The organism is Serratia sp. K-E0102 (assembly GCF_029962625.1).
Classification (GTDB): Bacteria; Pseudomonadota; Gammaproteobacteria; order Enterobacterales; family Enterobacteriaceae; genus Serratia; species Serratia sarumanii.
This window is the reverse complement of sequence record NZ_CP124754.1, coordinates 535,892-560,154: the sequence shown is the minus strand read 5'-3', so window position 1 is coordinate 560,154 and position 24,263 is coordinate 535,892. Positions and strand designations below refer to the sequence as shown.

At 62.0% G+C, this 24,263-nt stretch carries 20 protein-coding genes; 9 read left to right on the top strand and 11 right to left on the bottom strand.

What is annotated here, in order from left to right; translation table 11 throughout:
• Positions 1–31 precede the first annotated feature (31 nt).
• The 3 genes from SSARUM2_RS02530 (at position 32) to SSARUM2_RS02520 (ending at position 3,229) form a co-directional block, all read left to right on the top strand.
• A complete protein-coding gene (locus SSARUM2_RS02530) occupies positions 32–1,219 on the top strand; it encodes an MFS transporter (protein WP_049235384.1) in 1,188 nt (395 codons plus the stop codon).
• Entirely contained in the window at positions 1,216–2,328 is a 1,113-nt protein-coding gene (locus SSARUM2_RS02525) for a class II histone deacetylase (RefSeq protein WP_033648541.1), read from the top strand. The genes SSARUM2_RS02530 and SSARUM2_RS02525 overlap by 4 nt, the downstream gene beginning before the upstream one ends.
• Before the next feature lie 94 nt (positions 2,329–2,422).
• On the top strand, positions 2,423–3,229 hold the full coding sequence (locus SSARUM2_RS02520; protein ID WP_060452798.1) for an alpha/beta hydrolase: 807 nt from the start codon (positions 2,423–2,425) through the stop codon (positions 3,227–3,229).
• Positions 3,230–3,268: 39 nt separating this feature from the next.
• Here the strand turns inward: SSARUM2_RS02520 and SSARUM2_RS02515 are convergent, their stop codons facing one another.
• The 3 genes from SSARUM2_RS02515 to SSARUM2_RS02505 all read right to left on the bottom strand — a co-directional run bounded on the left by SSARUM2_RS02515 (position 3,269) and on the right by SSARUM2_RS02505 (position 5,814).
• A complete protein-coding gene (locus SSARUM2_RS02515) occupies positions 3,269–3,634 on the bottom strand; it encodes a cupin domain-containing protein (RefSeq protein WP_049194539.1) in 366 nt (121 codons plus the stop codon).
• A gap of 18 nt (positions 3,635–3,652) precedes the next feature.
• On the bottom strand, positions 3,653–4,954 hold the full coding sequence (locus SSARUM2_RS02510; RefSeq protein ID WP_049194537.1) for an FAD-binding oxidoreductase: 1,302 nt from the start codon (positions 4,952–4,954) through the stop codon (positions 3,653–3,655).
• Positions 4,955–5,055: 101 nt separating this feature from the next.
• Entirely contained in the window at positions 5,056–5,814 is a 759-nt protein-coding gene (locus SSARUM2_RS02505; RefSeq protein ID WP_039567527.1) for a helix-turn-helix transcriptional regulator, read from the bottom strand.
• A gap of 229 nt (positions 5,815–6,043) precedes the next feature.
• Here SSARUM2_RS02505 and SSARUM2_RS02500 point away from each other — a divergent pair, with 229 nt between their 5' ends.
• Complete coding sequence (locus SSARUM2_RS02500) at positions 6,044–7,171, top strand: iron-containing alcohol dehydrogenase (RefSeq protein WP_060452799.1); 1,128 nt, start codon at positions 6,044–6,046, stop codon at positions 7,169–7,171.
• 258 nt (positions 7,172–7,429) lie between these two features.
• Here the strand turns inward: SSARUM2_RS02500 and SSARUM2_RS02495 are convergent, their stop codons facing one another.
• Complete coding sequence (locus SSARUM2_RS02495; protein ID WP_033648549.1) at positions 7,430–8,359, bottom strand: LysR family transcriptional regulator; 930 nt, start codon at positions 8,357–8,359, stop codon at positions 7,430–7,432.
• A 135-nt stretch (positions 8,360–8,494) separates the two neighbouring features.
• Between SSARUM2_RS02495 and SSARUM2_RS02490 the strand changes: the two genes are divergently transcribed.
• From SSARUM2_RS02490 to SSARUM2_RS02475, 4 genes are all read left to right on the top strand, one after another.
• Positions 8,495–9,835: an aspartate aminotransferase family protein gene (locus SSARUM2_RS02490; protein ID WP_039567533.1), complete on the top strand. Its 1,341-nt coding sequence runs from the start codon at positions 8,495–8,497 to the stop codon at positions 9,833–9,835.
• 10 nt (positions 9,836–9,845) lie between these two features.
• Positions 9,846–11,348 (top strand): CoA-acylating methylmalonate-semialdehyde dehydrogenase, encoded by a 1,503-nt coding sequence (locus SSARUM2_RS02485; RefSeq protein ID WP_060452800.1) that lies wholly within the window; start codon positions 9,846–9,848, stop codon positions 11,346–11,348.
• Positions 11,349–11,571: 223 nt separating this feature from the next.
• Positions 11,572–12,948 (top strand): APC family permease, encoded by a 1,377-nt coding sequence (locus tag SSARUM2_RS02480; RefSeq protein ID WP_033652836.1) that lies wholly within the window; start codon positions 11,572–11,574, stop codon positions 12,946–12,948.
• A gap of 2 nt (positions 12,949–12,950) precedes the next feature.
• Complete coding sequence (locus tag SSARUM2_RS02475) at positions 12,951–14,060, top strand: P1 family peptidase (protein ID WP_033652835.1); 1,110 nt, start codon at positions 12,951–12,953, stop codon at positions 14,058–14,060.
• A gap of 37 nt (positions 14,061–14,097) precedes the next feature.
• On the opposite strand, the gene SSARUM2_RS02470 is transcribed toward SSARUM2_RS02475, so the two are convergent.
• From SSARUM2_RS02470 to SSARUM2_RS02450, 5 genes are read right to left on the bottom strand one after another with little or no spacing between them, the layout of a single operon-like run.
• Positions 14,098–15,348: a phospholipase D-like domain-containing protein gene (locus SSARUM2_RS02470; protein WP_039567548.1), complete on the bottom strand. Its 1,251-nt coding sequence runs from the start codon at positions 15,346–15,348 to the stop codon at positions 14,098–14,100.
• Entirely contained in the window at positions 15,341–15,991 is a 651-nt protein-coding gene (locus SSARUM2_RS02465) for a MotA/TolQ/ExbB proton channel family protein (protein WP_049235387.1), read from the bottom strand. The genes SSARUM2_RS02470 and SSARUM2_RS02465 overlap by 8 nt, the downstream gene beginning before the upstream one ends.
• A 46-nt stretch (positions 15,992–16,037) precedes the next feature.
• Entirely contained in the window at positions 16,038–18,281 is a 2,244-nt protein-coding gene (locus tag SSARUM2_RS02460; RefSeq protein ID WP_033636947.1) for a TonB-dependent receptor, read from the bottom strand.
• A 39-nt stretch (positions 18,282–18,320) separates the two neighbouring features.
• Positions 18,321–19,058, bottom strand: coding sequence for an energy transducer TonB (locus SSARUM2_RS02455; protein WP_060452801.1), 738 nt, complete (start codon positions 19,056–19,058; stop codon positions 18,321–18,323).
• 1 nt (position 19,059) lies between these two features.
• Positions 19,060–19,467: a biopolymer transporter ExbD gene (locus SSARUM2_RS02450; protein WP_004933244.1), complete on the bottom strand. Its 408-nt coding sequence runs from the start codon at positions 19,465–19,467 to the stop codon at positions 19,060–19,062.
• A 601-nt stretch (positions 19,468–20,068) separates the two neighbouring features.
• Here SSARUM2_RS02450 and SSARUM2_RS02445 point away from each other — a divergent pair.
• Positions 20,069–22,108 (top strand): TonB-dependent siderophore receptor, encoded by a 2,040-nt coding sequence (locus SSARUM2_RS02445; protein ID WP_060452802.1) that lies wholly within the window; start codon positions 20,069–20,071, stop codon positions 22,106–22,108.
• A gap of 124 nt (positions 22,109–22,232) precedes the next feature.
• Here SSARUM2_RS02445 and SSARUM2_RS02440 read toward each other — a convergent pair whose 3' ends face one another.
• Positions 22,233–23,153: a L,D-transpeptidase family protein gene (locus SSARUM2_RS02440; RefSeq protein WP_025305160.1), complete on the bottom strand. Its 921-nt coding sequence runs from the start codon at positions 23,151–23,153 to the stop codon at positions 22,233–22,235.
• A gap of 231 nt (positions 23,154–23,384) precedes the next feature.
• The gene (locus SSARUM2_RS02435) at positions 23,385–24,260 is read right to left on the bottom strand and encodes a helix-turn-helix domain-containing protein (RefSeq protein WP_060439123.1); all 876 of its coding nucleotides are present in this window, start codon (positions 24,258–24,260) and stop codon (positions 23,385–23,387) included.
• Positions 24,261–24,263: the final 3 nt, after the last annotated feature.

Here is a 24,263-nt window from a genome sequence, read left to right as displayed (position 1 = left end):
ATCGTCACTTAACGCTTGGGGAATAAGGTTTATGTCCAGTGATTCGGTTTCCGCGCCCGCCGTCGGCGCGGCGCTCCCCTGCCCGCCGCGGCTGCTGACCGCCATTATCGTCTTCGCCGCCATCGCGCCGGGCATTCTGATGACCGCCCCCGCCGTGGCCGCCCAGCTCGCCGCGCAGTGGCAGCTCGGCCCGGCGCAGATCGGCCACCTGTTCTCCACCGAACTCGGCGCCATGAGCCTGGCCACGCTGCCGGCGTGGTGGTGGATCGGGCGCATCAACTGGCGGCGGGTCGCTACGCTGTCGGCGCTGGTGTTTATCGTCGGCAACCTGGCTTCGGCGCTGGTGCAGGACTTTACCCTGCTGCTGCCGCTGCGCTTTATCGCCTCGCTGGCGGGCGGCACCCTGATGATCCTGTGCATCACCTGCGCCGCCGGCACCGCCAATCCCAGCCGAGTCTATGCCTTCTGGGTGCTCGGCCAGCTGGTGCTGGGCGCGGTCGGGCTGCTGGTGCTGCCGCCGCTGTTCGCGCACTTCGGCCTGATGGCGGTCTACCTGATTCTGGCGGCCATCATGCTGTGCTGCCTGCCGCTCATCCCGGCATTCCCCAACGGTTTCACCGCCGCCCGCGCCGCCCGCAGCGGCCCCGCCGCCTCGCTGGCGCGCAAGCTGTGCGCCGTGCTGGCGGTGCTGACCTTTTACATCAGCCTGAGCGCGGTCTGGACCTTTATCGGCGGCATCGCCGCCGGCGCCGGGCTGTCGCCGGCCCACAGCGGCCAGGTGCTGGCCGTCGCCACCTTGCTCGGCATCGTCGGCGCGGGGGCCGCAGCGCTGATCGGCGCGCGCTTCGGCGGCGGACGCCTAATCGTGCTGGGGTACGCCCTGCTGCTGGCCAGCGTGGCGCTGCTGACGGGCCAGCCCCTGCTGCTGCGCTTCGCCCTGGCCGCTCTACTGTTCAAATTCACCTGGACCTTCGTGCTGCCGTTCATTCTGGCGCGGGTCGCCGGGTTGGATAACGACGGCAAGCTGATGAACGGCATCAACCTGGTGATCGGCGGCGGCATGGCCATCGGCCCGACGCTGGCCGGCTCTCTGATCGAATCTTTCGGCGGTTTCAACGCTTTGCTGTTCGGCGCGCTGGGCTGCGCGCTGCTGTCGCTGCTGTTGATTTCGCTGGCTTCACCGCGCGCACCGCGCCGTATAACAGGAGGAGAAAGGTGAAAAGAACAACCGGTTTCTTGTTTGATGAACGCTGTTTCTGGCACAGCACCGGCCTGCACGCCACTACCCTGCCGGTCGGCGGCTGGGTACAACCGCCCTCGGGCGCCGGCCACGCCGAGTCGCCGGAAACCAAACGGCGCATGAAGAACCTGATGGACGTGTCCGGCCTGTCGCGCCAGCTCACCCTGCTGAGCGCCGAACCGGCGACGGAAGAAGACCTGCTGCGCATTCACCCCGCCCACTACCTGCAGCGTTTCAAACAGGTGAGCGACAGCGGCGGCGGCCTGCTGGGAGAGGAAGCACCGCTGGGGCCGGGCAGCTATGAGATCGCCAAACTCTCCGCCGGGCTGGCCTGCGCGGCGGTGGAGGCGGTGCTGCAGGGCGAGCTGGATAACGCCTATGCGCTGTCGCGCCCGCCGGGCCACCACTGCCTGCCGGATCAATCGATGGGTTTCTGCTTCCTGGCCAATATTCCGATCGCCATCGAGCGCGCCAAGGCCCGCTACGGCCTCGGCAAGGTAGCGGTGCTCGACTGGGACGTGCACCACGGCAACGGCACCCAGCACATCTATTGGCAGCGCGGCGACGTGCTGACGCTGTCGCTGCATCAGGACGGCTGCTTCCCGGCGGGCTATTCCGGCGAACGGGATCGCGGCGAAGGCGCCGGGGCGGGCTGCAACGTTAACGTGCCTATGCTGGCCGGCGCCGGCGACGACGGCTACCTGCACGCCATGCGGCGCATCATCATCCCGGCACTGGAAAAATTCGAGCCGGAGCTGATCATCGTCGCCTGCGGTTACGACGCCAACGCCCTCGATCCGCTGGCGCGCATGCAGCTGCACAGCGACAGCTTCCGCGCCATGACCGCGCTGGTGCAGGACGCCGCCGACCGGCTGTGCGGCGGTAAACTGGTGATGGTGCACGAAGGCGGCTACGCCGAATCCTACGTGCCGTTCTGCGGGCTGGCGGTAATGGAACAGCTGAGCGGCGTGCGCACTGAAGTGCAGGATCCGTTGCTGGCGTTCATCCAGCAACAGCAGCCGCGCGACGCCTTTAATCGCTTCCAGCGCGAAGCGCTCGACGAACTGGCGCGCCAGTTCGGCCTGTAATCCCCTCTCTGCGGGCGCCGCACCCGGCGCCCCTGACAACTTCGTCGCCAGCCGCTACGCTGAAGGGCAACCCTACCACCATGAGAACAATAAGATGCCCGAACAGACCGTCAGCTTTATCAAAGGCCGTCACGGCGACATCGCCGTGCATGATTGGGGAAATGACCAGCCGCGCTATCTGGCGCTGCTGGTGCACGGCTACGGCGAGCATCTCGGCCGTTACCAATACGTGGCGCGCACGCTACAGGCGCAGGGCGCGCGGGTGTTTGGCCCCGACCATCTCGGCCACGGCCTGTCGCAGGGCGAACGCGTGCTGATCGAGGATTATGACGCCGTGGTCGACGACGTGCAGCGCGTGGTCAGCCATTTCCGGCAGCAATACCCCACCTTGCCGCTGGTGGTGATCGGCCACTCGATGGGCGGTATGATCGCTACCCGCTACGTGCAGCGCTATGGCGAGGAGGTGCGCGCGCTGGTGCTGTCCGGCCCGCTGCTTGGCGACAGAACGGCGATCTCCGATCTGGCCGAACTGCCGACGATCCCCGACGCGCCGCTGGATACCGCTACCCTGGCGCGCGATCCGGCGGTTGGCGCGGCGTATCAGGAAGATCCGCTGGTGTGGCACGGGCCGTTCAAGCGCCCCACCCTGCGCGCCATGCAGCGGATCCTCGCCGCCATCAACGCCGGGCCGGGCTTCGGCGCGCTGCCCACGCTGTGGATCCACGGCGACGACGATCGGCTGGTGCTGATGAGCGAAACGCAAACCGCGCTCGATCGTCTGCGCGGCGACAATTTCGAACGGATGATCAATGCGGGCGGGCGGCACGAGAGCTTTAACGAAACCAATAAGGATCGGATCCTCAAGCGGGTGACCGATTTTATTGCGCGGGCGTTAGGCTAAGGCGCTCCCCCTCAGCGGGCCGAGGGGGGCATGACGGCGTCAGCCCTCGACGATGGCGAGGTAGTGTTTGACGAAGCGGTCCGAGGTGATGTCCCAGCGCACCGGGGTGCCCTTCTCGACGAACCAGGAATCGCCGGCCTGATACTGCACCGATTCGCCGGTGCGTTCGTTGGTCAGGATCGCGCTGCCTTCCCACACCGTGGCGTGCTCGGCGAACGGATACTCCATCACGAAGCTGCCGCGGGTGCAGCTGAACACGCCGCAGTTCAGGTTGTCGGTCGGCTCGCCGAAGATGCTGGCCACGCCGACGGTCGGCGTGCCGGCGATCACCGTGGCGCCCAGGTTGCTGACGCTGCCGATCTCCAGCAGTTCCGGCAGCGGTTGTTTAAGCAGTAACGGTTTCATGTCATTCTCCTCTGAGGGTTAACGGCGGCCTTTCCAGTAGCCGGATGTCTGGTGCCAAACCTTACCGGCGGTGGTCATCACCCGCCGCAGCTTGTCCTTGCCGAAGATGTTGACGTGCGGGATCGAGCTCATCAGATCGTAGCGATCGGATCCTTCGCTCATGCCTTCCGCCAGCACCTTGCACACGATGTGGCTCGGCGTCACGCCGAAGCCGGAGTAGCCCTGCACGTAAAACACGTTGTCGCGATCCGGCAGCGTGCCGATCTGCGGGAACAGGTTGGCGCTGCAGCACAGCGGGCCGCCCCAGGCCAGATCGATCTTCACGTCTTTCAGGTACGGGAACACTTTCAGCATCAGGTTGCGGTTCCAGGCCTTGAGATCCGACGGGAAGTATTCGATCAGGCGGGTGGCGCTGCCGAACAGCAGCCGGTTTTCGTTGGTCACCCGGTAATAGTCGATCACCGGGCGGATGTCGCTGTAGGCACCGCGGATCGGGCTGATCTGGCGGATCAGATCGTCAGACAGCGGCTCAGTGGCCAGCTGGAAGGCGTAGGTATTGATGGTCTTGCGATAAATCTGCGGCTCCATGCCGTTGAGGAAGCCGTTGCAGGCCCACAGCATCTTGTTGGCGCGCACCGAGCCCATAGCGGTGCGCACCGTGATGCGCGGGCCATACTCCACGTTGAGCACGCTGCTGTTCTCGAAGATTTTCACCCCATAGCCGCTCAGCGCCTTGGCCTCGCCCAGCAGCAGGTTGAGCGAATGCACGTGGCCGCCGCCCATGTGTTTCAGCGCGCAGCTGTAGGCATCGGAGCCCACCACCTGCTTCACCTCCGCCCCGGTATAGAGCTCAATTTCCTCCTGCGGCGCTACCGCCCTGAACTCCTTCAGCCAGCCGCGCAGGGTCTTCTCCTGGCGCGCGTTGCTGCCGAGGTAGCCGTAGCCGAAGCAGAAGTCGGCGTCGATGTCATATTTCTTGATGCGCTCGCGGATGATGCCGGCGCCGAGGTTGCTGATTTTGAAGATGGTTTCCAGCCCGGCCGGGCCAACGTGGCGCTTGATCTTCTCCAGATCGTGGCCGATGCCGGCCATCACCTGGCCGCCGTTGCGCCCGGTGCCGCCGTAACCCAGATAGCGGCCTTCGAGAATGGCGATGTTGGTGATGCCCTTCTCCGCCAGCTCCAGCGCAGTGTTGATGCCGGAGAAGCCGCCGCCGATGATCACCACGTCGACGTCCAGATCCTCTTCCAGCGTCGGGAAGCGCAGATCGTATTTTTTGGTCGCCGCGTAGTAGGTTAAGGACTCGATTTCGTTGTTCACTGCCGCACTCCCGATTGCCTATGCCATGACATCGGATTATCGGGAGCCGTGGGATCGTCCGCTATATCCCCTTAGGGACATTCGCTACAAAAAATTAACATTCACGCGCTGCGACGCTGCGGGGCGGTCAGCAACAGGCTGAACAGTTCGGCCTGCGAGCCGATGTTCAGCTTGCCGTAGATGTTCTTGCGGTGATTTTTTACCGTGCCGAGGCTGATGAACAGCCGGTCGGCAATCTGCTGCGAACCGCAGCCGGCGAGGATCAGATCGACGATCTCGCGCTCGCGCGGCGTCAGCAGATAACGCGCCTGCGCGCCATCGTCGTTCCCCGTGTCGGCCTCGGCCGGCGCCGCCACCACTTCGCCGTGCAGCCGCGCCACGCTTTTCACCAGCGTCAGCGCGCTGCGCAGATCCGCCCGCTGCGGGTAGCGCACCGCCACCGTGCGGCGTGCCGAGCCGAAGAACACCCCCAGCCCGCGCTCCGGCGTCAGCTGCAGCAGCACGCCGGCCTCGTCGTGCCAGCCGGTCTTGCGATAAAAATTACGGTAATAGTCGCTGTGATAAAACCCGCAGGGCGCCAGCTGGCGCAGCGTGAGCACCTCGCCTGCGCCGCCGTCGTTCAGCGCACGGTAAAACGGATCCTGCAGATAGGCGCCCTGTTGGTAGATCTGGTTGACCGCATCGCTGTTTTCCCGCTCGGTTTTGATCAGGCAGCGCGGCGGCCGGCCGCGTTCGAAGGCATAGACAATGGCGTTGTCGAAGGCGAAAAAACCTTCCAGCCAGTTCAACAGGCTGGGATAAAAGCGCGGGCTGGCCACCGCATCGATCACCGCAGACAAGCGTTCAACCTGAATATCCATACCCGCCTCGCCATTATTAATACATTAACAATCTACCGATTTCGGATGGGGTTGGCCGCATGACGGCCGGTACTGTTAAAAAAAGCATCAGGCGCGCCGAAATGCAAGAACGCGATCGTTTACATGTTAAACAACTCACAAGTTGCCGCAGCGGGGAAAGCGGTGGCCGCTCTGCGCCCGCTGGCTTATGCTGTGGCATAGCGCCCTGCAACGCCGTCAAGGAGACCTCATGTCCGTCAGCCACATCATCGCCAACCGCCAGACCTGGTTCGGCCACGGCAGCATCCGGCAACTGCCGCCGCTGCTGCTTGCCGATCCGCAGCCAACGCTGCTGTTCAGCTGCCGATCTTTTCTCAACGGCCCGGTGTACGCCGGCCTGCGCGAATCGCTGGCGCCACTGTTCATCGGCACCGAGATCGTCAGCCACGAGGCGTCACCGCAGGAAATTGACGCCTGGGTGGCGCGCTGGCGCGGCCAGGCGCGGCGCGTGGTGGCCATCGGCGGCGGCAGCGTGCTGGACGCCGCCAAGGCGTTCTCCGCGCTGGTGGAGCATCCGCTGCCAACGCTGCGCTATATGGAAAAGGTGGGCGACAGCAAAATCAGCGGCGCCACCCTGCCGCTGATCGCCATTCCCACCACCGCCGGCACCGGCAGCGAGGTGACGCAGAACGCGGTGATCACCGACACCCAGGTCAGCAAAGTGAAGGCCTCGCTGCGCCACAATAACTTCGTGCCGCACACCGCCATTCTCGATCCGCAGCTCTTGGCGGGCGCGCCGGACAAGGTGCTGGCCTACTGCGCCATCGACGCCTTCACCCACCTGTTCGAGGCCTATCTGTCGAAAACCGCCGGCGCCATGACGCGCGACATGTCGCTGAGCGGCATCCGCCACTTCCTTGCGGCCTGGCCGGCGCTCAACCGCAGCGATGCGGCGCGCGAAGCGATTATGCAGGCTTCCTACCTCGGGGGGCTGACGCTGAGCGCCGCCGGGCTGGGGGTGATCCACGGCATCGCCGGCGAGATCGGCGCGCTGCGCGACTACCACCACGGCCAGGTCTGCGGCCGCCTGCTGCTGCCGTTCCTCGCCCTGCTGGAAAGCAGCGAACAGCCGCAGCAACGCGCGCTGATGGCCGAACTGGCCGCGCGCCTGTACCCGCACTGGCAGGGCAGCCCGGAGAGCTACCTGACCGATTTCATCACCCGCCACGCCATCGCGCCGTTCTGGCAGGACGATTTGCCGATTTCCGGCCAGGAACTGGCGGTGGCGCTGGAGAAATCCAACAGCAAGAATTCCTGGATCGACTATGCGCCGGCACAGCGGCAACGGATGATCGAAGAGGCGTTTCGCGTCGAATGATGATATCTACCCTAAATAGTTGGAGCGGCATCCCGGCGGCAAGAGGCGGCTCGCCAGAGCTTACTCAAGTCAGTGACTGGCGTACGCACTCGCAGCCAACACAGATGCAGTTTCAAGTATGACGGGTATAATCAGATCAACGCACTAGCAGGAGTTAAGGAAATGGGCATCATCGGCTGGATCTTCGCCGGCATCGCGGTCGGCATCCTGGTCGGCGCGCTGATCAAAATCTTCGGCAAGAAGAAAGAGCAGTAAGCGTCACGCTGTTCCGTGGGCCGCCAGCAGGCACTCATGGAACAGCTTCACCACCCGCTGCGGCACCGGCGAGCGGCGCAGCACGCTGGAATATTCGCAGTGATAGCGGAACAGCGCCGGTTTGATCGCCCGCATCAGGTTCTGCGCCACGAAAAACGCCGCGTAGTGATCCGGCAAAAAGCCGACGTATTTGCCGGAGAGGATCAGCGTGGCGATCGACTCCTGCGCGAACCCCGTCGCCTTGCGATGCAAATGTTGCTGCAGGCTCAGTTCCATATTCGGCGAATGGTAGCCTAATCCAGCGAAGGCATAATTGTGCAGCAGATCCCAATTTAATGTTTCATGGGGGGCGGAAAATAATTCATGCTGCGCGCCGCAATATAAGAACATCCTCTCACTGAATAACGAATGATAAGATAAACTTTCCGCGCTGCGGTGCATGGGAATAACGCCAACCTGAAATTGCCCGTCAATTACGCCGCGTTCAATGGTATTAATCGGCTCCACGTACATTTGCAAAGAAACCTCCGGCGCACGCTCGCTGAATAACGCGATGGCCCGGCCGATCTGCGCCTGCGGATTGCTGACCGTATGGTCGAATATCGCCACGTGCAGCTGCCCGCCCAGGCGCTGATGCACCTCGTCCACCCCGCGCCGGAACGCCTCGGTGGCCGCCAGCAGGTTGACCGTTTCCTGGTAGATCAACAGCCCCTCGTCGGTGACCGCAAAGCCCTCGCGCCCGCGCTGACACAGCGTCAGACCCAGCCGCTGTTCCAGATCCTTGATGTGCTTGCTGATGGTCGACAGGCTGATGTTCAGCTCCAGCTCGGCGGCGCTCATGCCGCCGCAGTCGACCACGGCCTTGAATACCCGCAACAAACGCAGATCCATATCCGACAATTGCCCTAACAGCGCGCGCTTTTTTACTTGCATAAAACCTTAAGTAAGTTTCGACATATGATTATTCACAGTAGAGAACAAGCGGTACATAGTCAATTTCGCACAACAATTCGTTAACAACTCGGTTTATTTCATTAATCGCTCTTATTTTCCTGTTCGGAGGAAAACATGGCCGCTGAAAATCACCCGCTAAATAGTCTCGATGCCGAAGGGTTAGAGGCCCATTGGATGCCTTTTACCGGCAACCGTAATTTTAAAGCGCAGCCGCGCATCATTACTCAAGCCGCGGGGGCGTATTACACCAGCCATGACGGCAGAAAGATTTTCGACGGCCTGTCCGGATTATGGTGCTGCGGATTGGGGCACGGCCGGCAGGAAATCACCGATGCCGCCCAGCGCCAGCTGGCGACGCTGGATTACTCGCCGGCGTTTCAGTTCGGCCACCCGCTGTCGTTCGAACTGGCCAACAAGATCAAGGCACTGACGCCGGCGGGGCTGGATTACGTATTCTTCACCGGCTCCGGATCGGAAGCGGCGGACACCTCGCTGAAAATGGCGCGCGCGTACTGGCGCGCCAAAGGCCAGGCGGGCAAAACCTGCTTTATCGGCCGGGAAAAGGGCTATCACGGCGTTAACTTCGGCGGCATCTCGGTCGGCGGCATCGCCGGCAACCGCAAAACGTTCGGCGCCGGCGCCGAGGCGGACCACCTGCCGCATACCCTGCTGGCCGGCAACGCCTTTTCGCGCGGCATGCCGCAACAGGGGGCGGAGCTGGCGGAAGAGCTCAACCGCATCATCGCGCTGCGCGACGCCTCAACGATCGCCGCGGTGATCGTCGAACCCTTCTCCGGCTCCGCCGGGGTGATCGTGCCGCCGGTCGGCTACCTGCAGCGCCTGCGCGAAATCTGCACCCAGCATGACATCCTGCTGATCTTCGACGAAGTGATCACCGCCTTTGGCCGCTGCGGCGCGATGACCGGCGCCGAGGCGTTCGGCGTCACGCCGGACATCATGAACATCGCCAAACAGGTGACCAACGGCGCGCAACCGATGGGCGCAGTGGTGGTGCGGCCGGAGATTTACCAAACCTTCATGAACGGCGGTGAGCCGGACTACCAGCTCGAATTCCCGCACGGCTACACCTACTCCGCCCACCCGGTCAGCTGCGCGGTCGCGCTGGCGACGCTGGACATCCTGCAGCGCGAACAGATGGTGGAGCGCGTACAGGCGCTGGCGCCCTATTTCGAGCGCGCGGTGCACAGCCTGCAGGGAGCCAAACACGTCGCCGACATTCGCAACATCGGCCTGGCGGCCGGCATTACGCTGGCGGCACGGCCCGGCGAACCGGCCCGGCGCCCCTTCGAGGCGGCGATGCGCTGCTGGGAAAGCGGATTTTACGTGCGCTACGGCGGCGACACCCTGCAGCTGGCGCCGCCGTTCATCAGCAGCGAAGCGCAGATCGATGCGCTGATCAACGCCGTCGGCGACGCCCTCAACGCCACCGAATAAGGAGAGAGCCATGACCATTACCCATTGGATCAACGGCGAGCCCGCCGCCGGCGGCGAACGCAGCCAGCCGGTTTACGACCCGGCCACCGGTCAGTCGGCGCAGGAGGTGCAGCTGGCCGACCGCGCCACGGTGGAGCGCGCCATCGCCGCCGCCGAACAGGCCTATCCCGCCTGGCGCAACACCCCGCCGCTGAAGCGCGCGCGCATCATGATGAAGCTCAAGGATCTGCTGGAGCAGCACGCCGATGCCATCTGCCAACTGATCACCGCCGAGCACGGCAAGGTGCTCAGCGATGCCCTGGGCGAACTGCAGCGCGGCATCGAGAATATCGAATATGCCGGCTATGTGCCGGAACTGCTGAAGGGCGAACACAGCAAAGAGGCCGGCCCGGGCATCGACAGCTGGAGCGAGTTTCAGCCGCTGGGGGTGGTGGCGGGCATCACGCCGTTCAACTTCCCGGCGATGGTGCCGCTGTGGATGTGGCCGATGGCGGTGGCGTGCGGCAACACTTTCGTGCTGAAGCCTTCCGAGCGCGTGCCTTCTGCCGCGCTGTATATCGCGAGGCTGGCGACGGAGGCCGGGCTGCCGCCGGGGGTGCTCAACGTGGTCAACGGCGATCGCGAAGCGGTGGAGACGCTGCTGCATGACGGGCGCGTCAAAGCGATCAGCTTCGTCGGTTCGACGCCGGTGGCGGAACACATCTATCACACCGGCTGTGGGCAGAACAAACGGGTGCAGGCGCTGGGCGGCGCCAAGAACCACGCGGTGGTGCTGCCGGACGCCGATATCCCCGGCGCGGTCGGCGCGCTGATGGGCGCGGCCTTCGGCTCCTGCGGCCAGCGTTGCATGGCCATCCCGCTGGTGGTGGCGGTGGGCGACGGCACCGCCGAAGCGCTGATCGCCGGGCTGCGGCAACAGATGGCCGCCATGCGCGTCGGCCCCGGCAGCGACAACCGCAACGACATGGGGCCGCTGGTGACCCAACAGCATTATCAGAAGGTGAAAGGCTATATCGATCAGGGCGTAGCCGAAGGCGCCGAGCTGCTGGTGGACGGCCGCGAACTGAGCGTGACCGGCGCCGACGGCCGCCCCAGCCAGGGCTATTTCCTCGGCCCGACGCTGTTCGATCGCGTGACGCCCGGCATGCGCATCTATCAGGAGGAGATCTTCGGCCCGGTGCTCGGCGTGGTGCGCGCGGCGTCGCTGCCGGAGGCGATGGCCTTGATCGACGCCCACGAATACGGCAACGGCACCTGTCTGTTCACCCGCGACGGCGAGGCGGCGCGCTACTTCTCCAGCCGCATTCAGGTCGGCATGGTGGGGATCAACGTGGCGCTGCCGGTGCCGGTGGCCTACCACTCGTTCGGCGGCTGGAAGCGCTCGCTGTTCGGCGATCTGCACGCCTACGGCCCGGACGCCGTCAGGTTCTACACCAAACGCAAGACCGTGACCCAGCGCTGGCCGTCCTCCGGCGATGCCCGGCGCGCCAGCTTCAGCTTCCCGTCGGGATAAAAATAACAAACTTATCCCCAACGAATTTCAAGTTGCAGCCAGGCGGCAAAGTCATTCGTCTCCAGGAGCTTACTTAAGTAAGTGACTGGTGCGAATGATCTGCGGCCAACAACGCTGCGGCTTGAAAGGCGCAGGGGATTTTCCGCGCGCTCCATTTGATTCCTGCGTACAGCCTGTGCAGCAAAACAATAATTCACTCACACGTTAATGGAGTCGTTATCCCATGAAAGAGTCCGCCCCTGAACACACCTTCAAAGGCAATCTCAGCGTCCTCGACGTGGTGATGATCACCGCGTCCGGCGTGACGCCGGCCAGTTCGATCTTCGTCATCGCCCCGCTGGCGATCGCCAACGCCGGCAGCGGCGCCTTTCTGTCGTTTCTGATCGCCGCCTGCGTCGCCGCCGCCATCGCGCTGTGCTATGCCGAACTCGGCGCCGCACACCCCAGCGCAGGCGGCGAATACAGCATCATCAAGCGCCTGTTCGGCACCCTGTGCGGGTTGCAGACCTATCTGTTTATCCTCAGCGCCTCGCTGTTCGTGCCGGCGGTGCTGGCCACTGGCGCGGTGCCCTACCTGAACACCGCGCTGGGCACCCAGTTCGACGCCTCGACCGCCGGCATGCTCACCGTGCTGGTCGGCGGCATCTGCGCCATTTTCAACATCAAGGCCAACGCCCTGCTGACCGGCGCCTTTCTGGTGGTGGAAGTGGCGGTGCTGGCGCTGATCGCCTGGCTCGGCTTCAGCCACCCGCATCAGAGCACGGAGATCCTCACCGCGCCGGTGATGCTGGACGCGCAGGGCAGCCTGGCGCCGGTGTCGCTGCCGCTGATCGTCGCCATGGTCGGGGTCGCGCTGTTCTCCTACAACGGCTACGGCGCGGCGGTGTACATGGCGGAAGACATGCGCGAACAGGGCAGACCGATGGCGATCGCGATCATGCTGACGCTGGCCATCGTGGTGCTGGTGGAGCTGGTGCCGTTCACCGCCCTGCTGATCGGCTCGCCGTCGCTGACGGAGATGGCCAAACAGGCCGATCCGGTCGGCTATGTGGTCACCCAGCTCGGCGGCCCGACGCTGGCGCGGGTGGTAAGCGGCGCGATTTATCTGTCGGTGTTCAACGCCATCATCGCCATCGTGGCGCAGTTCAGCCGCATGATGTTTGCCAGCGGGCGTGACGGTTTCTGGCTGCCGGCGTTTAACCGGGCGCTGAAAATCATCCACCCGCGCTTCGGCACTCCCTGGATCGCCACCCTGCTGTTCGGCGTGCCGTCGGCGCTGCTGGCGTTTTGCTCCGATCTCGAATCGCTGACCTCGTTCACCGTGATCCTGCTGCTGCTGGTGTACATCATCATGGCGGTGGCGGCGCTGATCAGCCGCCGTCGCCGCCACTTCCACCACCCGTACCTGATGCCGCTGTGGCCGCTGCCGGTGGTGGTGGCGCTGCTGTGCTGCCTGTACGTGCTGTGGACGATTTTGATCGCCAGCAGCCTGAAAGACTTTATTATCATTGCCGGCATCATCGGCTTCGGGCTGGCGCTGAACCATCTGCGCGGCCGCCAACCGGCGCCCCTCGCCGCCCCCTCAATAGAAGGAGAATAACCATGACGCAGCGCGCTCAGGATCTGGGCATTATCATCGGACAGGGCACGCCCGGCCCGCTGAACGCCATCACCGACGTGCCCGGCGTGCGCGTCGGCCATGCCAGCATTCATGCCGATTTGGCTGACGGGCGCAGCGTGCGCACCGGCGTGACGGTGATCGAACCGCGCCCCGGTTCCGCGCGCCACGCGCCCTGCTTCGCCGGGGTGCACGTGCTGAACGGCAACGGCGACGCCACCGGCCTGGAATGGGTGCGCGAAGCGGGCCTGCTGACCAGCCCGATCGCCTTCACCAACACCCACAGCGTGGGCGTGGTGCGCGATGCGCTGATCGCGCTGGAGCGTGAAACGCTGCCCGCGGGCGATAACGCGGTGTATTGGAATATGCCGGTGGTGATGGAAACCTTCGACGGCCTGCTCAACGACATCAACGGCTTTCACGTCAAGGCCGAGCACGTGCGCCAGGCGCAGCAGGCGGCCCGGGGCGGCTTGCCGCAGGAGGGCGCGGTCGGCGGCGGCAGCGGCATGATCTGCCATGAATTCAAAGGCGGCAGCGGCACCGCGTCGCGCCGCCTGCCCGCCGATCAGGGCGGCTGGACGGTGGGCGCCATCGTGCAGGCCAACCACGGCAAGCGCGAGTCGCTGCTGGTAGGCGGTTATCCGGTAGGCCGGCACCTGGGGCATCTCCCCTCGCCGTTCACGCCGCAGTTGCCGCATCCCGGCATGGGCTCCATCGTGGTGGCGCTGGCGACCGACGCGCCGCTGCTGCCGCACCAGTGTGCGCGGCTGGCGCAGCGCGCCAGCATCGGCATCGCCCGCACCGGCGGCGGCACCGAGGATTCGAGCGGCGATATTTTCATCGCCTTCGCTACCGGCAACGACGGCCTGCCGCCCGCCGACTACGCCAACAAAGGCGCCTTCACCACGCCGCTGCGCATGGTGAACAACGACTATATTTCGGCGCTGTTCGCCGCCGCGGCGGAAGCGGTGGAAGAAGCGATCGTCAATGCGTTGCTGGCGGCCAATACCGTCAGCGGCAACGGCCACCGGGCGGAAGGGTTGAGCGCCGAGCAGCTGGTGACGGCGCTGGAGAAGGCCGGCTGGCGGCGCTAAAAAACACAGGGCGCGGAGGTGAACCGCGCCCTGCTCATCAGGATTCTCCGCCCGGCTTGGGCGGCGGGTAGTCGTAATCCAGCCGCAACGGTTCGGCGTAGACGCTGTTCCACAGCTGTTGGTACAACTTGTCCAACCGCCCGCTCATCGCCGCGCTGTGCATCACCAGCTCCAGATTGCGCGAGTTGTCCAGATAGCCGCCGGTCCAGTTGCTGGTGCCCACCCAGGCAATCTCATCGTCGATGGTCATCAGCTTGCTGTGGATGACGCGGGCGAACGGAATGAAGCCGCTGCTGGCCGGCGGAATGGTCACCACCTTGATCTGCACATTCGGCACCAGCGCCAGGCTCTTCAGCCAGGCAATATCCGGCTTTTTGGTGTTCCAGTTGGCCACCATCAGCTCGATCTGCACCCCGCGCGCCGCCGCGCTGCGCAACGCGTTGTCGATCACCGCATAGAAGGGGCGGCTGCGTTCCGGGCCGAACGACAGCGGCGCGTAGTCCATCACCTGCACCCGCACCCGCCGCTTGGCGCCGGCCAGCAGGCGCGGCAGCTCGGCCTGTGAGTCAATCACCCCCGCCGGGTTGTAGGCGCGCGGGCTGGCCGCCAGATAGTTGCCCTGCGGCTGCGCCGTCGGCGGCGAATCGGGCAGCGCCGGCACCGGCTTATCCTGCGCCAACAGCGCCTGCGCTTGCCAGTCCTGTTCGAAGATCGCCTGAATCTGCCCCACCACCTTGGCGTCGCTGATGCGCAGCCCGGTTTCGTGAATGTGTTCCAGTGCGCGCCAGTCGAAGTTCTGGCTGCCGACGAACGCCTGCTCCCCGTCCACCAGCAGATATTTGGCGTGCAGAATGCCGCCGCTCAGCTTCTGGTAAGGAATGATGCGCAGCTCCAGATTGGGGATCGCCTTCAGCTGTTCCAGCGTCTCGGCGGTAGACATGCGAAGGCCCTTCTCTTCCAGCAAAAAGCGGATTTTCACCCCGCGTTCGCCGGCCGCCTTCAGGTGCTGCAGCACGCCGTCCAGCAGCGAACCGTCCTGATTCGCCACGTAAAACTGCCCCAGATCGATGCGGGTTTTCGCCGCGTCGAACATCTCGCGCCACACCTCGGCGGTGTTGCGCAGATCGTCGGCCTGCAGCGCGGTTTCCACCGGTGCGGTGTACACCAGCTCATAGCCGGGAATAGCAAAACGCGCCGCGGCGCTCTGGCTCAACATCAACAAACAACCGCCCCACAATGCCGTATAAAGGCGGCCGAGCGGCCGCCGTACTGGATGGCCATTAGGCATAGCGCGGCGCCCCGCTGTCAACCCATTGTTCGCCGCTGCCGCTCTCCGGGCGGCTGGCCGGTTGGCCGGCGCGGATCAGCAGCACCTTCAGCAGTTCGTTGATGCGCTCCATGCGGCTCTGCAGGAAGTTGTTGGCCACCAGGCACAGCAGCGCGATGGCGATGCCGAGGCCAGTGGCGTACAGCGCGGTGCCCATCCCGGCCGACACCAGGCTCGGCTCGGACACCCCCGAGGCGGCCAGCGCCTTGAAGGTTTCGATGATCCCCATCACCGTGCCCAGCAACCCCAGCAGCGGCGCGGCGGTGACCACGGTTTCCAGCAGCCACAGGCCGCGCGCCATCGGCGGCTTGCTCAGCAGGTACTGGGCGTCGATCAGATCGCCGATCGCCTCGCGGTCGCCGGCGTGGTGTTTCTGCGCCAGTACCGGCGCGATCACCGACATCGGCAGGCTATTGCGCTGGGTCAGCTCGTCCGGCAGATCGGCGGCGCGGCGCACGTCCGGCGTCAGCGCCTGCTCCAGCCGGCGCGCCTGGCGCTGGGTATAGGCGAAGTACAGCGTGCGTTCGATGATGATCACCAGCGCAATCGCCAGCGCGGCGTACATCACGTAGAAAATAATGTCGTGCAACAGATTGGCGTCCATACAGGGCTCCTCTTCCCCGCCGCCCGGCAGGCGGCGGGGCATTCAGTTAAAAGGTGGCTTCCAGCGAGACGCTGAAGGTGCGTTCTTCGCCGACGTTGTAATACGGCGTGCTGGCCCTCACGCCGCCGTAAGGCGCCGCGTTGAAGGTGGTGGTGCGCACCGAGGTCAGGTATTCCTTGTCAAACAGGTTGCTGATGCCAAAGCGCAGCGCGGCGCTTTTGACGATTTTCTTGTCCACCGGCAGATGCACGCCCGCCGCCAGATCGAACACCGTGCGGCCACCGATCTTCTCGTCGTTGGTCAGATCGCCGTAGAACGCACTGACGTACTTGCCGCTGACGCTGCCGTAATACAGCCCGTCGTCATAACCCAGCGTCATGTTCAGCAGGTTTTTCGGCACGTTCGGCACCTCTTTGCCGGAGGTCGGCAGCGGCAGCCCGCCGTTGCTGACGATGTCGTTCTTCTGCTTCGATTCGGTGTAGGTATACGAGGTGTAGTAGTTGAAGTTATGCGGCAACTGGCCGCTCCACTCCAGCTCCAGCCCTTTGTTCTCCACGTTACCGATGTTCATCATCTCGTAGTCGCCGGCCGCGTTGGTGGTGGAGATCTGGCGATCGCTGTAGCGCATGTAGAACAGCGTGGCGCTCAGCAGCATGTCCTCTTGCTGGAAACGCCAGCCCAGTTCGTGGTTCCAGCTTAGCTCAGGCTTGGTGCTGAGCGAGTCGCCGACGTTGTACAGCACGTAGTTGGGCGGCGTGCGCATGTTGCGCGTCAGGTTGTAGAACACTTGGTTTTCCTGGTTCACCTTATAGCTAGCGCTGAAGTTCGGCAGGAATTCATGATAGGTGGCTTTGCGCTTCTCCGGCACATTGTACAGGCTGCCGCGGTTGTCCCCTTTGCGCTCCACATACTGATAGGCCAGGCCGCCGACGAAGGTCCAGTCCGGCGTGGCGAACCAGGTATCCTGCAACCACACCTTCTGCGCCGGGGTGATGGTGTACTGGTTGCGCCCCTGCACCGTATTGCCGTTGGCGTCCTTCACCTGATCGGAGCCGCCAGGTTTTCCCCAAATCTGCGCCGGGTTGCCGTCGTCCTTGATGCTGATGAACGGCTGGGTTTGCAGCTGGCGCGCACGCTCATACCAGTAGCCGATATCCAGGCTGTGCTGCTCGTTGATGTCCCACTTCAGCTTGGTGGTGATGCCCGGCCGCCAGGTTTGGGTCCACGACGGGCGGTAATAGGTGTTGGACTGCAGGTTGCTGAGGTCATACTGCCCGGCTCTGTCCGACGTGCTGGACAATACCGACGCCGTCTGGCCGTTGAAACTGCCGCCGTTGCCCCAGTAGTAATACGGCTGCAGGGTCAGCGACAGGTCGTCGCGCAGCTGCAGTTTCTGGGTGAACGATAGCGTGAAGTTCTCGAACGGGTTGCGTTCGATCTTGTAATACTTGTTCAACTGCCCTTTGCTGTTGTACTCCGGCGTGGTGGCGTAATCGGTACCACGCCCATCGTTTTGGAACTGCGCCTTGCTCAGGGTGTTGTAGTTGGTGTTGTTCTGGCGGTTGTACTTCATCACCAGATTGCTGCTGTTGCCGTTGCCGTCTTCATACAGCGAGTTCATCTCGAACTTGTCGGAGTACAGGCGTCCCTCGCCGCGCCACTTCTTCGCCTCGGTGTGCGAATAAGATATCCAGTTGCTGAAACCGTTGTATTCGCCGGTCTCCAGGCGGGCAAAGGTTTTGCTCAGGTTATTGCTGCCCAGCGTCTGCTTGAGGAAACCGCCGAAGTCTTTCGCCGGGCGGCGCGTCACCAGGCCGATGTTGCCGCCGCTCGAGCCGATGTGCGGGCCGTCCGCTTCGGAGGAGCCCTGGGTGACGAACACCTCTTCCAGGTTCTCCGCATCGCCCAGAAGGTTCGGGTATACCGCGTAGTTGCCGGAGTCGTTGATCGGGATGCCGTCCATCGACAGGCCGATCTGATCCGAGTTCATGCCGCGCATGGTGTAGTCCACGCCGCTCAGGCCGCTGGCGTCGTTGCTGTTGACGTTCAGGCCCGGAGTGTATTTCAGCTTATCGATGGCGTTGGCCGCCGACGGCATTTTGTCCATCGCTTCTTTGGTGACGGTGGAGCGCGCCTTGGCGCTGTCATCCTGCACCATCATGCCGCCGCCGAGCGACTGCCCCTTGACGCTGATGGTGCCGACATCGGTGGCGTCGGCCGCCAGCGCGGCGCCCGGCAGCATCGCCGACATCACCGCCAGATAGATCCCAGAACGATTAAACGATTTCATTGTGTGCATCCCATAAAAATCAAACGATTAACCCTTGCGCTAAGGCGCCTGATAATTGAACGTCGCGGTAAATCTTTTGGTTGTTTGCCCGGCGAACGCCTCGCTCGGGAACGGCTTTACTGAACTGATGCTTTGCAGGCTGCTCATCGCCGCGCGGTTCAGCAACATGCTGGCGGCTTTGTTGGCGATGCCGGAAGAGAGCACCCGCCCGCTGCGATCGACCTCCAGCCACACTTCGACGTTGCCCTGCGGGCGCTCGAGCGAGGCCTGGCGCCCGCTTGGGTAGCGCTTGCGCTGTTCCAGCTCGCGGCGCAAGGCCAGCAGATAGCCGTTTTCGATCGCCTGCGCATTCACCTTCGGCGCGGCCGGTGCGGGCTGCGCCGCCGGTTTGCTGACCAGCGCGCGCGGGGCGGCGGGCGCCGGCGTCGGTTTAGGCTTCTCTACCGGTTTGGCTTTCTCTTTCACCGGTTTGGGTTTGGGCTTCGGCTGCGGTTTTGGCACCGGCTTGGCTTCCACGATCGGTTCCGGCGCCGGCACTACCGGTTCGGGGATCGGCTCCGGCTCGGGCGGCGGCGGTTCTGGCTGGGGCTCCGGCGGCGTTTCCGGTTGAGGTTCAGGCGCCGGTTCAGGCTCCACCAGCGCCAGTTCGATGGCGGTTTCGTCGTAGCGCGGCTGGATCTTCAGCGCCGCCTGCTGGCTGGCGAACAGCAGGCAACCGGCGACAATCAGCGCCGGCAACCAGCTGAAAAGATGACGTGAGCGATAGAGCAGATACATGTCACAGCTTCCGTGTCGCGATGGAGACGGAGAAGAAACCGCCCTGGCGCAGGTTGTCCATCACCGCCACCAGCCGCTCGACCGCCACGCCCTTGTCGCTGTTGACGATGATGGTGGTGGTCTGGTTGGCCTGCTGCTGTTGCTTCAGCGTGTTGACCAGCGCGTCGAGCGCGATCGGCTGGCCATCCAGCTGCAGCTGTTCGTCGGCCCCCAGCGTGATGATCGCTTTCTTCTGCGGCTTCAGCTGCTGCGCGCTGCCGGCGGACGGCAGCTGCGTTTTCAGCCCGAGCGCAGGAATGACGTTCAGGCTAATCAAGACGAAAAACACCAATAAAAACATCATCACGTCGATCATCGGGATCAGTTCGATGTGCGCTTTGTTCTTTTTCGGTTCGTTCCAGTTACGCATGACACTCCCTCCCAAAAGCGAAGCAGCCAATATAGGAGGGGTTTGTTTACCTTTTGTTACGCTTGTGTGATCTTATTTTCACAGTGTGGATTTTTTGCGAGAATTTTTTCACTGGCAGGCGATAACGGAAGAGATATAACTTATTAATTAGCGATAGTTTTTATTGGAATAATTGCGAGGTGGGTATATTGACCTGGCAACAACAGAGAGAGCAATGTGAGAATAGTGACATCAACAATCATTGCGCCCCTCAAAATGACATGCCGCCATTCCTCAACGCTTGTGAGCCTTCCAGGCCTTTATACCTTCGAGCAACGGGATATTTCACAGAGAGTAAAAGAATAAGACTCCCCTCTATACACTTCTTTCTCAAAATATTCGTACCATTCAAAAAACCACGCTAAATGCAGCGTTGAAACAGAGTAAGACAATCATTATTGTCCTATCTGGCAATGTATTAACCCATGAGCACCACTTTTAATAACCAAGAAAAATGAATCAAGACCAACCAATAATTTTTAAATAAGAACAAACGTCCTATAAACATAAAATATAAGCACTGGCGCAAAATCCATTAATATATATTCACTAGGGAAATAAGATGAAAAGGAATCGTCGTATCGCCATGTGTCTTACGCTATTGTTTTCTTGCCACTCAGCAAAATCAGAAGAGGAAAACATTCTCGTTATTGAGCAAAGAAGTACGCATATCAATGAAACGTCCACCGCAACCCGAACCATGACGCCATTAAAGCTGATACCGCAAACTGTCGACAGCGTTTATGTTGACCAGGCCACCGCCTTTGGCCAGCCAACATTAAGCGAAGCTTTGAGTGGCGTTCCCGGCGTTAACGCCAGTGGAGACACCCGTTTTGACAACGTCAAAATTCGCGGTTTTTCCGCCGGTAATGACTTACTGTTGGACGGGTTTCGTGATGATATGCAATATACGCGCGATCTGAGCAATATTGAGCGTATCGATGTGCTGAAAGGGCCGGCCGCCGTATTATATGGACGAGGAAGCAGTGGCGGAATTATTAATCGCATCAGTAAGAAACCGCAGAAAGGTAAAGGTTCGAAAGTCACTACGCAAATAGGAGAATACGGTTTTAAACGCCTGCACGCCGACATCAACCACGATCTCGATGAAAGCACAATTTTTCGCTTTAATGTCGCTCAGGAGAAGGCAAATAGCTTTCGCCACGGCGTCTCACGCGACAAAATCTTACTGGCTCCTTCAGGACTATGGAAAATCACGCCGCGGCTTAATGGGTTGTTGCAATACGATTATCAAAGTAGCAAACGTACGCCCGATCGCGGCATTCCAGCGGTAAACGGTCGCCCCGCTAACGTCGCCATCGGCAGTGTATACAGCGATACCGAAAACGACTATATCCATGACCGATTCCACTCGTTACGTTCGCGCCTGAATTATGAACTGAACCTCCAGTGGCAATTGCGTCACCTGCTCATGTTCAGCTCGCTCAATAGCCAGTTCGATAACACCTACGTCACTGGCGTTAGCGGAGATAACGTCAGGCGCGCACGATGGCAACAAGACCTGCACGCCAAAAATATCAGCAGCAATCTTGAAGCCGAAGGGCTGGTACATGCTGGGGCATTCGAACACCAACTTCTGATCGGCATTGAACAAAGCTGGCAAAATCGCAACCCAAAACTCTACCGCAATAATCGCCCCTTCCCTATCAAAAATCTATTCGCGCCAGAAAAATTACGACAACAGCATGACGGTAATATGCTGCTGGCCAGTCACAGCCGCCATCAGGTTCGAAATAACGCATTCTACCTGCAGAACCAGATGGCAATAGATGACTGGCACCTCGTCGCCAGCCTGCGCGGCGATCGCTTCCACGTCACCAGCAATCGGTACGATAGAAACCTTCAGGAGTCCAGAAACAACAACAACATCAGCCCCAGGCTGGGCGTGGTATGGCAACCCGTTGCGGCACACGCTCTGTACACGTCTTTCAGCAAAACCTATGCTCCCGTCGGCGGCGGATTGATCGGCATAACGCCAGAGAATAAAAATAACCGCCTGTCGCCGGAATATACCCGTCAATTTGAAACCGGCGTAAAAAGCGATTGGTTGGAGCAGCAAGTCACCACTACGCTTTCCCTCTACCGGCTTGAAATGTATAACCGCCGCACCCGAGATCCGGTGAATCCAGACATATTGCAACTGACGGGCCAGCAACGTACCGATGGCTTGGAACTGAGCATGAACGCCAACCTCACAGCAAACCTTTATCTGCGCGGCGGTATGGCGTTGCAAAATGCCTCGTTTCTCGAAGCAGAGGAACAATTCCAAGGCAAGCGCCCCAATAATGTGTCGCGGCGCAACGGTGAGTTGTATATAGGCTATAGAGACAAGTCAGGCTGGTTCAGTGAGGCCGGTGTAACAGCAGTAAGTAAGCGTTTCGCCGACAATCAAAACACCACTGCGTTACCCGGCTATCAGAGGTATGACGTGCGTATCGGTTATGGCGGGAAACGCTGGGATCTGCAGTTAAGTGCCGAAAACGTGTTGGATAATAGGTATTACCTCAGTGCAACCAGCGCCGCACAAATCCAGCCTGGTTCGCCGCGTCAAATAAATCTCTCCGCATCCTATCGCTTCTAGTCCACCGTCGAAACAGCAGCCCGAAAACTGGTTCATTCGATGTAAAAAAAGGTCCAAACTGAGTTTGGACCTTAGTCTCTGACACGAGACCCGTGATGACGGGCCAGAGGCTTTTACGCCGCGATCAGTTCACTTTCACCGGCATACCGGAACGGGCCTTGATCGCCGCGTCCACTTCGCTCTGGTTGACGCCGGCGTCCATCAGCACTTTGCCGACCGGCGCGGAGATGGTCAGCGGCACCGGATCTTTGGATTGCAGCTGCTCTTCGTTGGCCGACAGCGGGTTGTGCACTTCCACGTAGCGCGAGCCGTCCGGTTCGACGGTGGCTTTCATCGGTTCGTTGATGAACTGCACGCGGGTGCCGACCGGCACGTTCTCGAACAGGTACTTGATGTCGTCGGCGCGCAGACGCACGCAGCCGTGGCTCACGCGCAGGCCGATGCCGAAGTTGGCGTTGGTGCCGTGGATGGCGTACAGGCGGCCGACATACAGCGCATACAGCCCCATCGGGTTGTCCGGGCCGGCCGGGAACACCGCAGGCAGGATCTCGCCGTCGGCCGCGTATTCGGCGCGCATCTTGGCGGTCGGCGTCCAGGTCGGGCCGTCTTTCTTGCGCTGCACGGTGGTGGTCCAGTTCAGCGGGGTGTCTTTGCCCAGCTGGCCGATGCCGATCGGCAGCACCACCACGGTGTTGGAGCCTTTCGGGTAGTAGTACAGACGCATCTCGGCGCTGTTGATGATGATGCCTTCACGCGGCGCGTCCGGCAGGATCAGCTGCTGCGGGATGGTCAGGGTGCTGCCGGCCTTCGGCAGGAACGGATCCACGCCCGGGTTGGCTTCCAGCATGTTGCTCAGCCCCATCTGATACTGGGCGGCGAAGCTTTCCAGCGGCAGTTTGCTGTCTTCCGGTACGGTGATTTGGATATTTTCGCCCACCAAACGGCTGTCTTTTGGCGGCAGCGGGTAAACGACGGCGAAGGCAGCCTGGCTGAATGCAACCAGTGCCGTAAACAGGGTTAATAACGCGCGAATGCTCATTTTCATCTTCGTGTTGGTCAAGGCCACTGGCGATTAGGGGGATCGGTTTCTACGGCCACTTTTACCCCGATGGGTTTCAGCCGGCAGCCAAGCGCTGCGGCCTGAAAAACAGGGGGTATTTGACCGGATGCGCATTATATGTGCACATCAATCAAAGTGTGAACCATTACCGATGTAATATCGCAATTTTTTGTAACCTGAAGCGCCACGAAGGCGATTTTTTGCGAGAACCGCCGCCTAACCGGCGGCGGCCAACGCTTCTACCCGCCGGATCGGGATCAGATATTCGCAGCGGATCGCCGCGCCGCCAAGCGGGCAGCGGCCCTCCTGCGCCGGGTAGAAAAGCTCGATATCCTGCCCCGGCCGACGGATGGCGTTCATCTGCGGCATCGCGGTGTCATACAATCGGACGATAAAGTTTTGTAACCCTTCCGCCTGCCCTTGATAGGTGAAACGGGCATACTCCCCCTGTTCGATAGTCACCCGCTCCCCCATCGCCCCTTCGTCCGGCAGAGCGGCGGTATAGGCCATGCGCGGATTACCCCGGCGTTGCCGGTCGACCTCCAGACTGGTGAGGCCGTATACCACCTCCGGCAGCGCCTGCGGCTGCAGCAGCTGCCGCCAGGCGTGGCGGCGCAGCTCGCACTTGGAAGCCGCCAGCTGCCCCAGCGTAAAGCTGCGGCGCTGGGTATGGCCCACCAGCTGCATGGCGGGCAGCGTCACGATATCGGCCTGCGGCAACGGTGTTTCGGTCAGCCGCAGCGGCGGCTGCAGGCCATAGCTCGACCAATCCTGGCTGCGGCGATAGCTGGCCGGCGGCAGACCGAACTGCTTGCGGAAGCAACGGGTGAAGGTCTGCTGCGAATCGAACTGGTAAGTGTCGGCGATGCAGGCCACGCTGGTGCCGGTCAGGCGCAGTTCGCGCGCGGCGGCGGTCAGCCTTCTGCGGCGCGCGTACGTGCCGAGAATATGGCCGGTATGTTGCTTGAACATCCGCTGCAAATGCCACTTGGAGTAGCCGGACTTGGCGGCAATGTCGTCCAGCGTCAGCGGCTGATCCAGGCTCTGCTCGATCCAGGCCAGCAGCTGTTCAATCACCTGTTGCTGGTGCATGGT

Excerpts from the sequence above, each read along its gene's own strand:
- SSARUM2_RS02530 (WP_049235384.1), top strand. The coding sequence starts at position 32 with ATGTCCAGTGATTCGGTTTCCGCGCCCGCCGTCGGCGCGGCGCTCCCC.
- SSARUM2_RS02520 (WP_060452798.1), top strand. The coding sequence starts at position 2,423 with ATGCCCGAACAGACCGTCAGCTTTATCAAAGGCCGTCACGGCGACATC.
- SSARUM2_RS02515 (WP_049194539.1), bottom strand. The coding sequence starts at position 3,634 with ATGAAACCGTTACTGCTTAAACAACCGCTGCCGGAACTGCTGGAGATC.
- SSARUM2_RS02505 (WP_039567527.1), bottom strand. The coding sequence starts at position 5,814 with ATGGATATTCAGGTTGAACGCTTGTCTGCGGTGATCGATGCGGTGGCC.
- SSARUM2_RS02500 (WP_060452799.1), top strand. The coding sequence starts at position 6,044 with ATGTCCGTCAGCCACATCATCGCCAACCGCCAGACCTGGTTCGGCCAC.
- SSARUM2_RS02495 (WP_033648549.1), bottom strand. The coding sequence starts at position 8,359 with ATGCAAGTAAAAAAGCGCGCGCTGTTAGGGCAATTGTCGGATATGGAT.
- SSARUM2_RS02490 (WP_039567533.1), top strand. The coding sequence starts at position 8,495 with ATGGCCGCTGAAAATCACCCGCTAAATAGTCTCGATGCCGAAGGGTTA.
- SSARUM2_RS02485 (WP_060452800.1), top strand. The coding sequence starts at position 9,846 with ATGACCATTACCCATTGGATCAACGGCGAGCCCGCCGCCGGCGGCGAA.
- SSARUM2_RS02480 (WP_033652836.1), top strand. The coding sequence starts at position 11,572 with ATGAAAGAGTCCGCCCCTGAACACACCTTCAAAGGCAATCTCAGCGTC.
- SSARUM2_RS02475 (WP_033652835.1), top strand. The coding sequence starts at position 12,951 with ATGACGCAGCGCGCTCAGGATCTGGGCATTATCATCGGACAGGGCACG.
- SSARUM2_RS02470 (WP_039567548.1), bottom strand. The coding sequence starts at position 15,348 with ATGCCTAATGGCCATCCAGTACGGCGGCCGCTCGGCCGCCTTTATACG.
- SSARUM2_RS02465 (WP_049235387.1), bottom strand. The coding sequence starts at position 15,991 with ATGGACGCCAATCTGTTGCACGACATTATTTTCTACGTGATGTACGCC.
- SSARUM2_RS02460 (WP_033636947.1), bottom strand. The coding sequence starts at position 18,281 with ATGAAATCGTTTAATCGTTCTGGGATCTATCTGGCGGTGATGTCGGCG.
- SSARUM2_RS02455 (WP_060452801.1), bottom strand. The coding sequence starts at position 19,058 with ATGTATCTGCTCTATCGCTCACGTCATCTTTTCAGCTGGTTGCCGGCG.
- SSARUM2_RS02450 (WP_004933244.1), bottom strand. The coding sequence starts at position 19,467 with ATGCGTAACTGGAACGAACCGAAAAAGAACAAAGCGCACATCGAACTG.
- SSARUM2_RS02445 (WP_060452802.1), top strand. The coding sequence starts at position 20,069 with ATGAAAAGGAATCGTCGTATCGCCATGTGTCTTACGCTATTGTTTTCT.
- SSARUM2_RS02440 (WP_025305160.1), bottom strand. The coding sequence starts at position 23,153 with ATGAAAATGAGCATTCGCGCGTTATTAACCCTGTTTACGGCACTGGTT.
- SSARUM2_RS02435 (WP_060439123.1), bottom strand. The coding sequence starts at position 24,260 with ATGCACCAGCAACAGGTGATTGAACAGCTGCTGGCCTGGATCGAGCAG.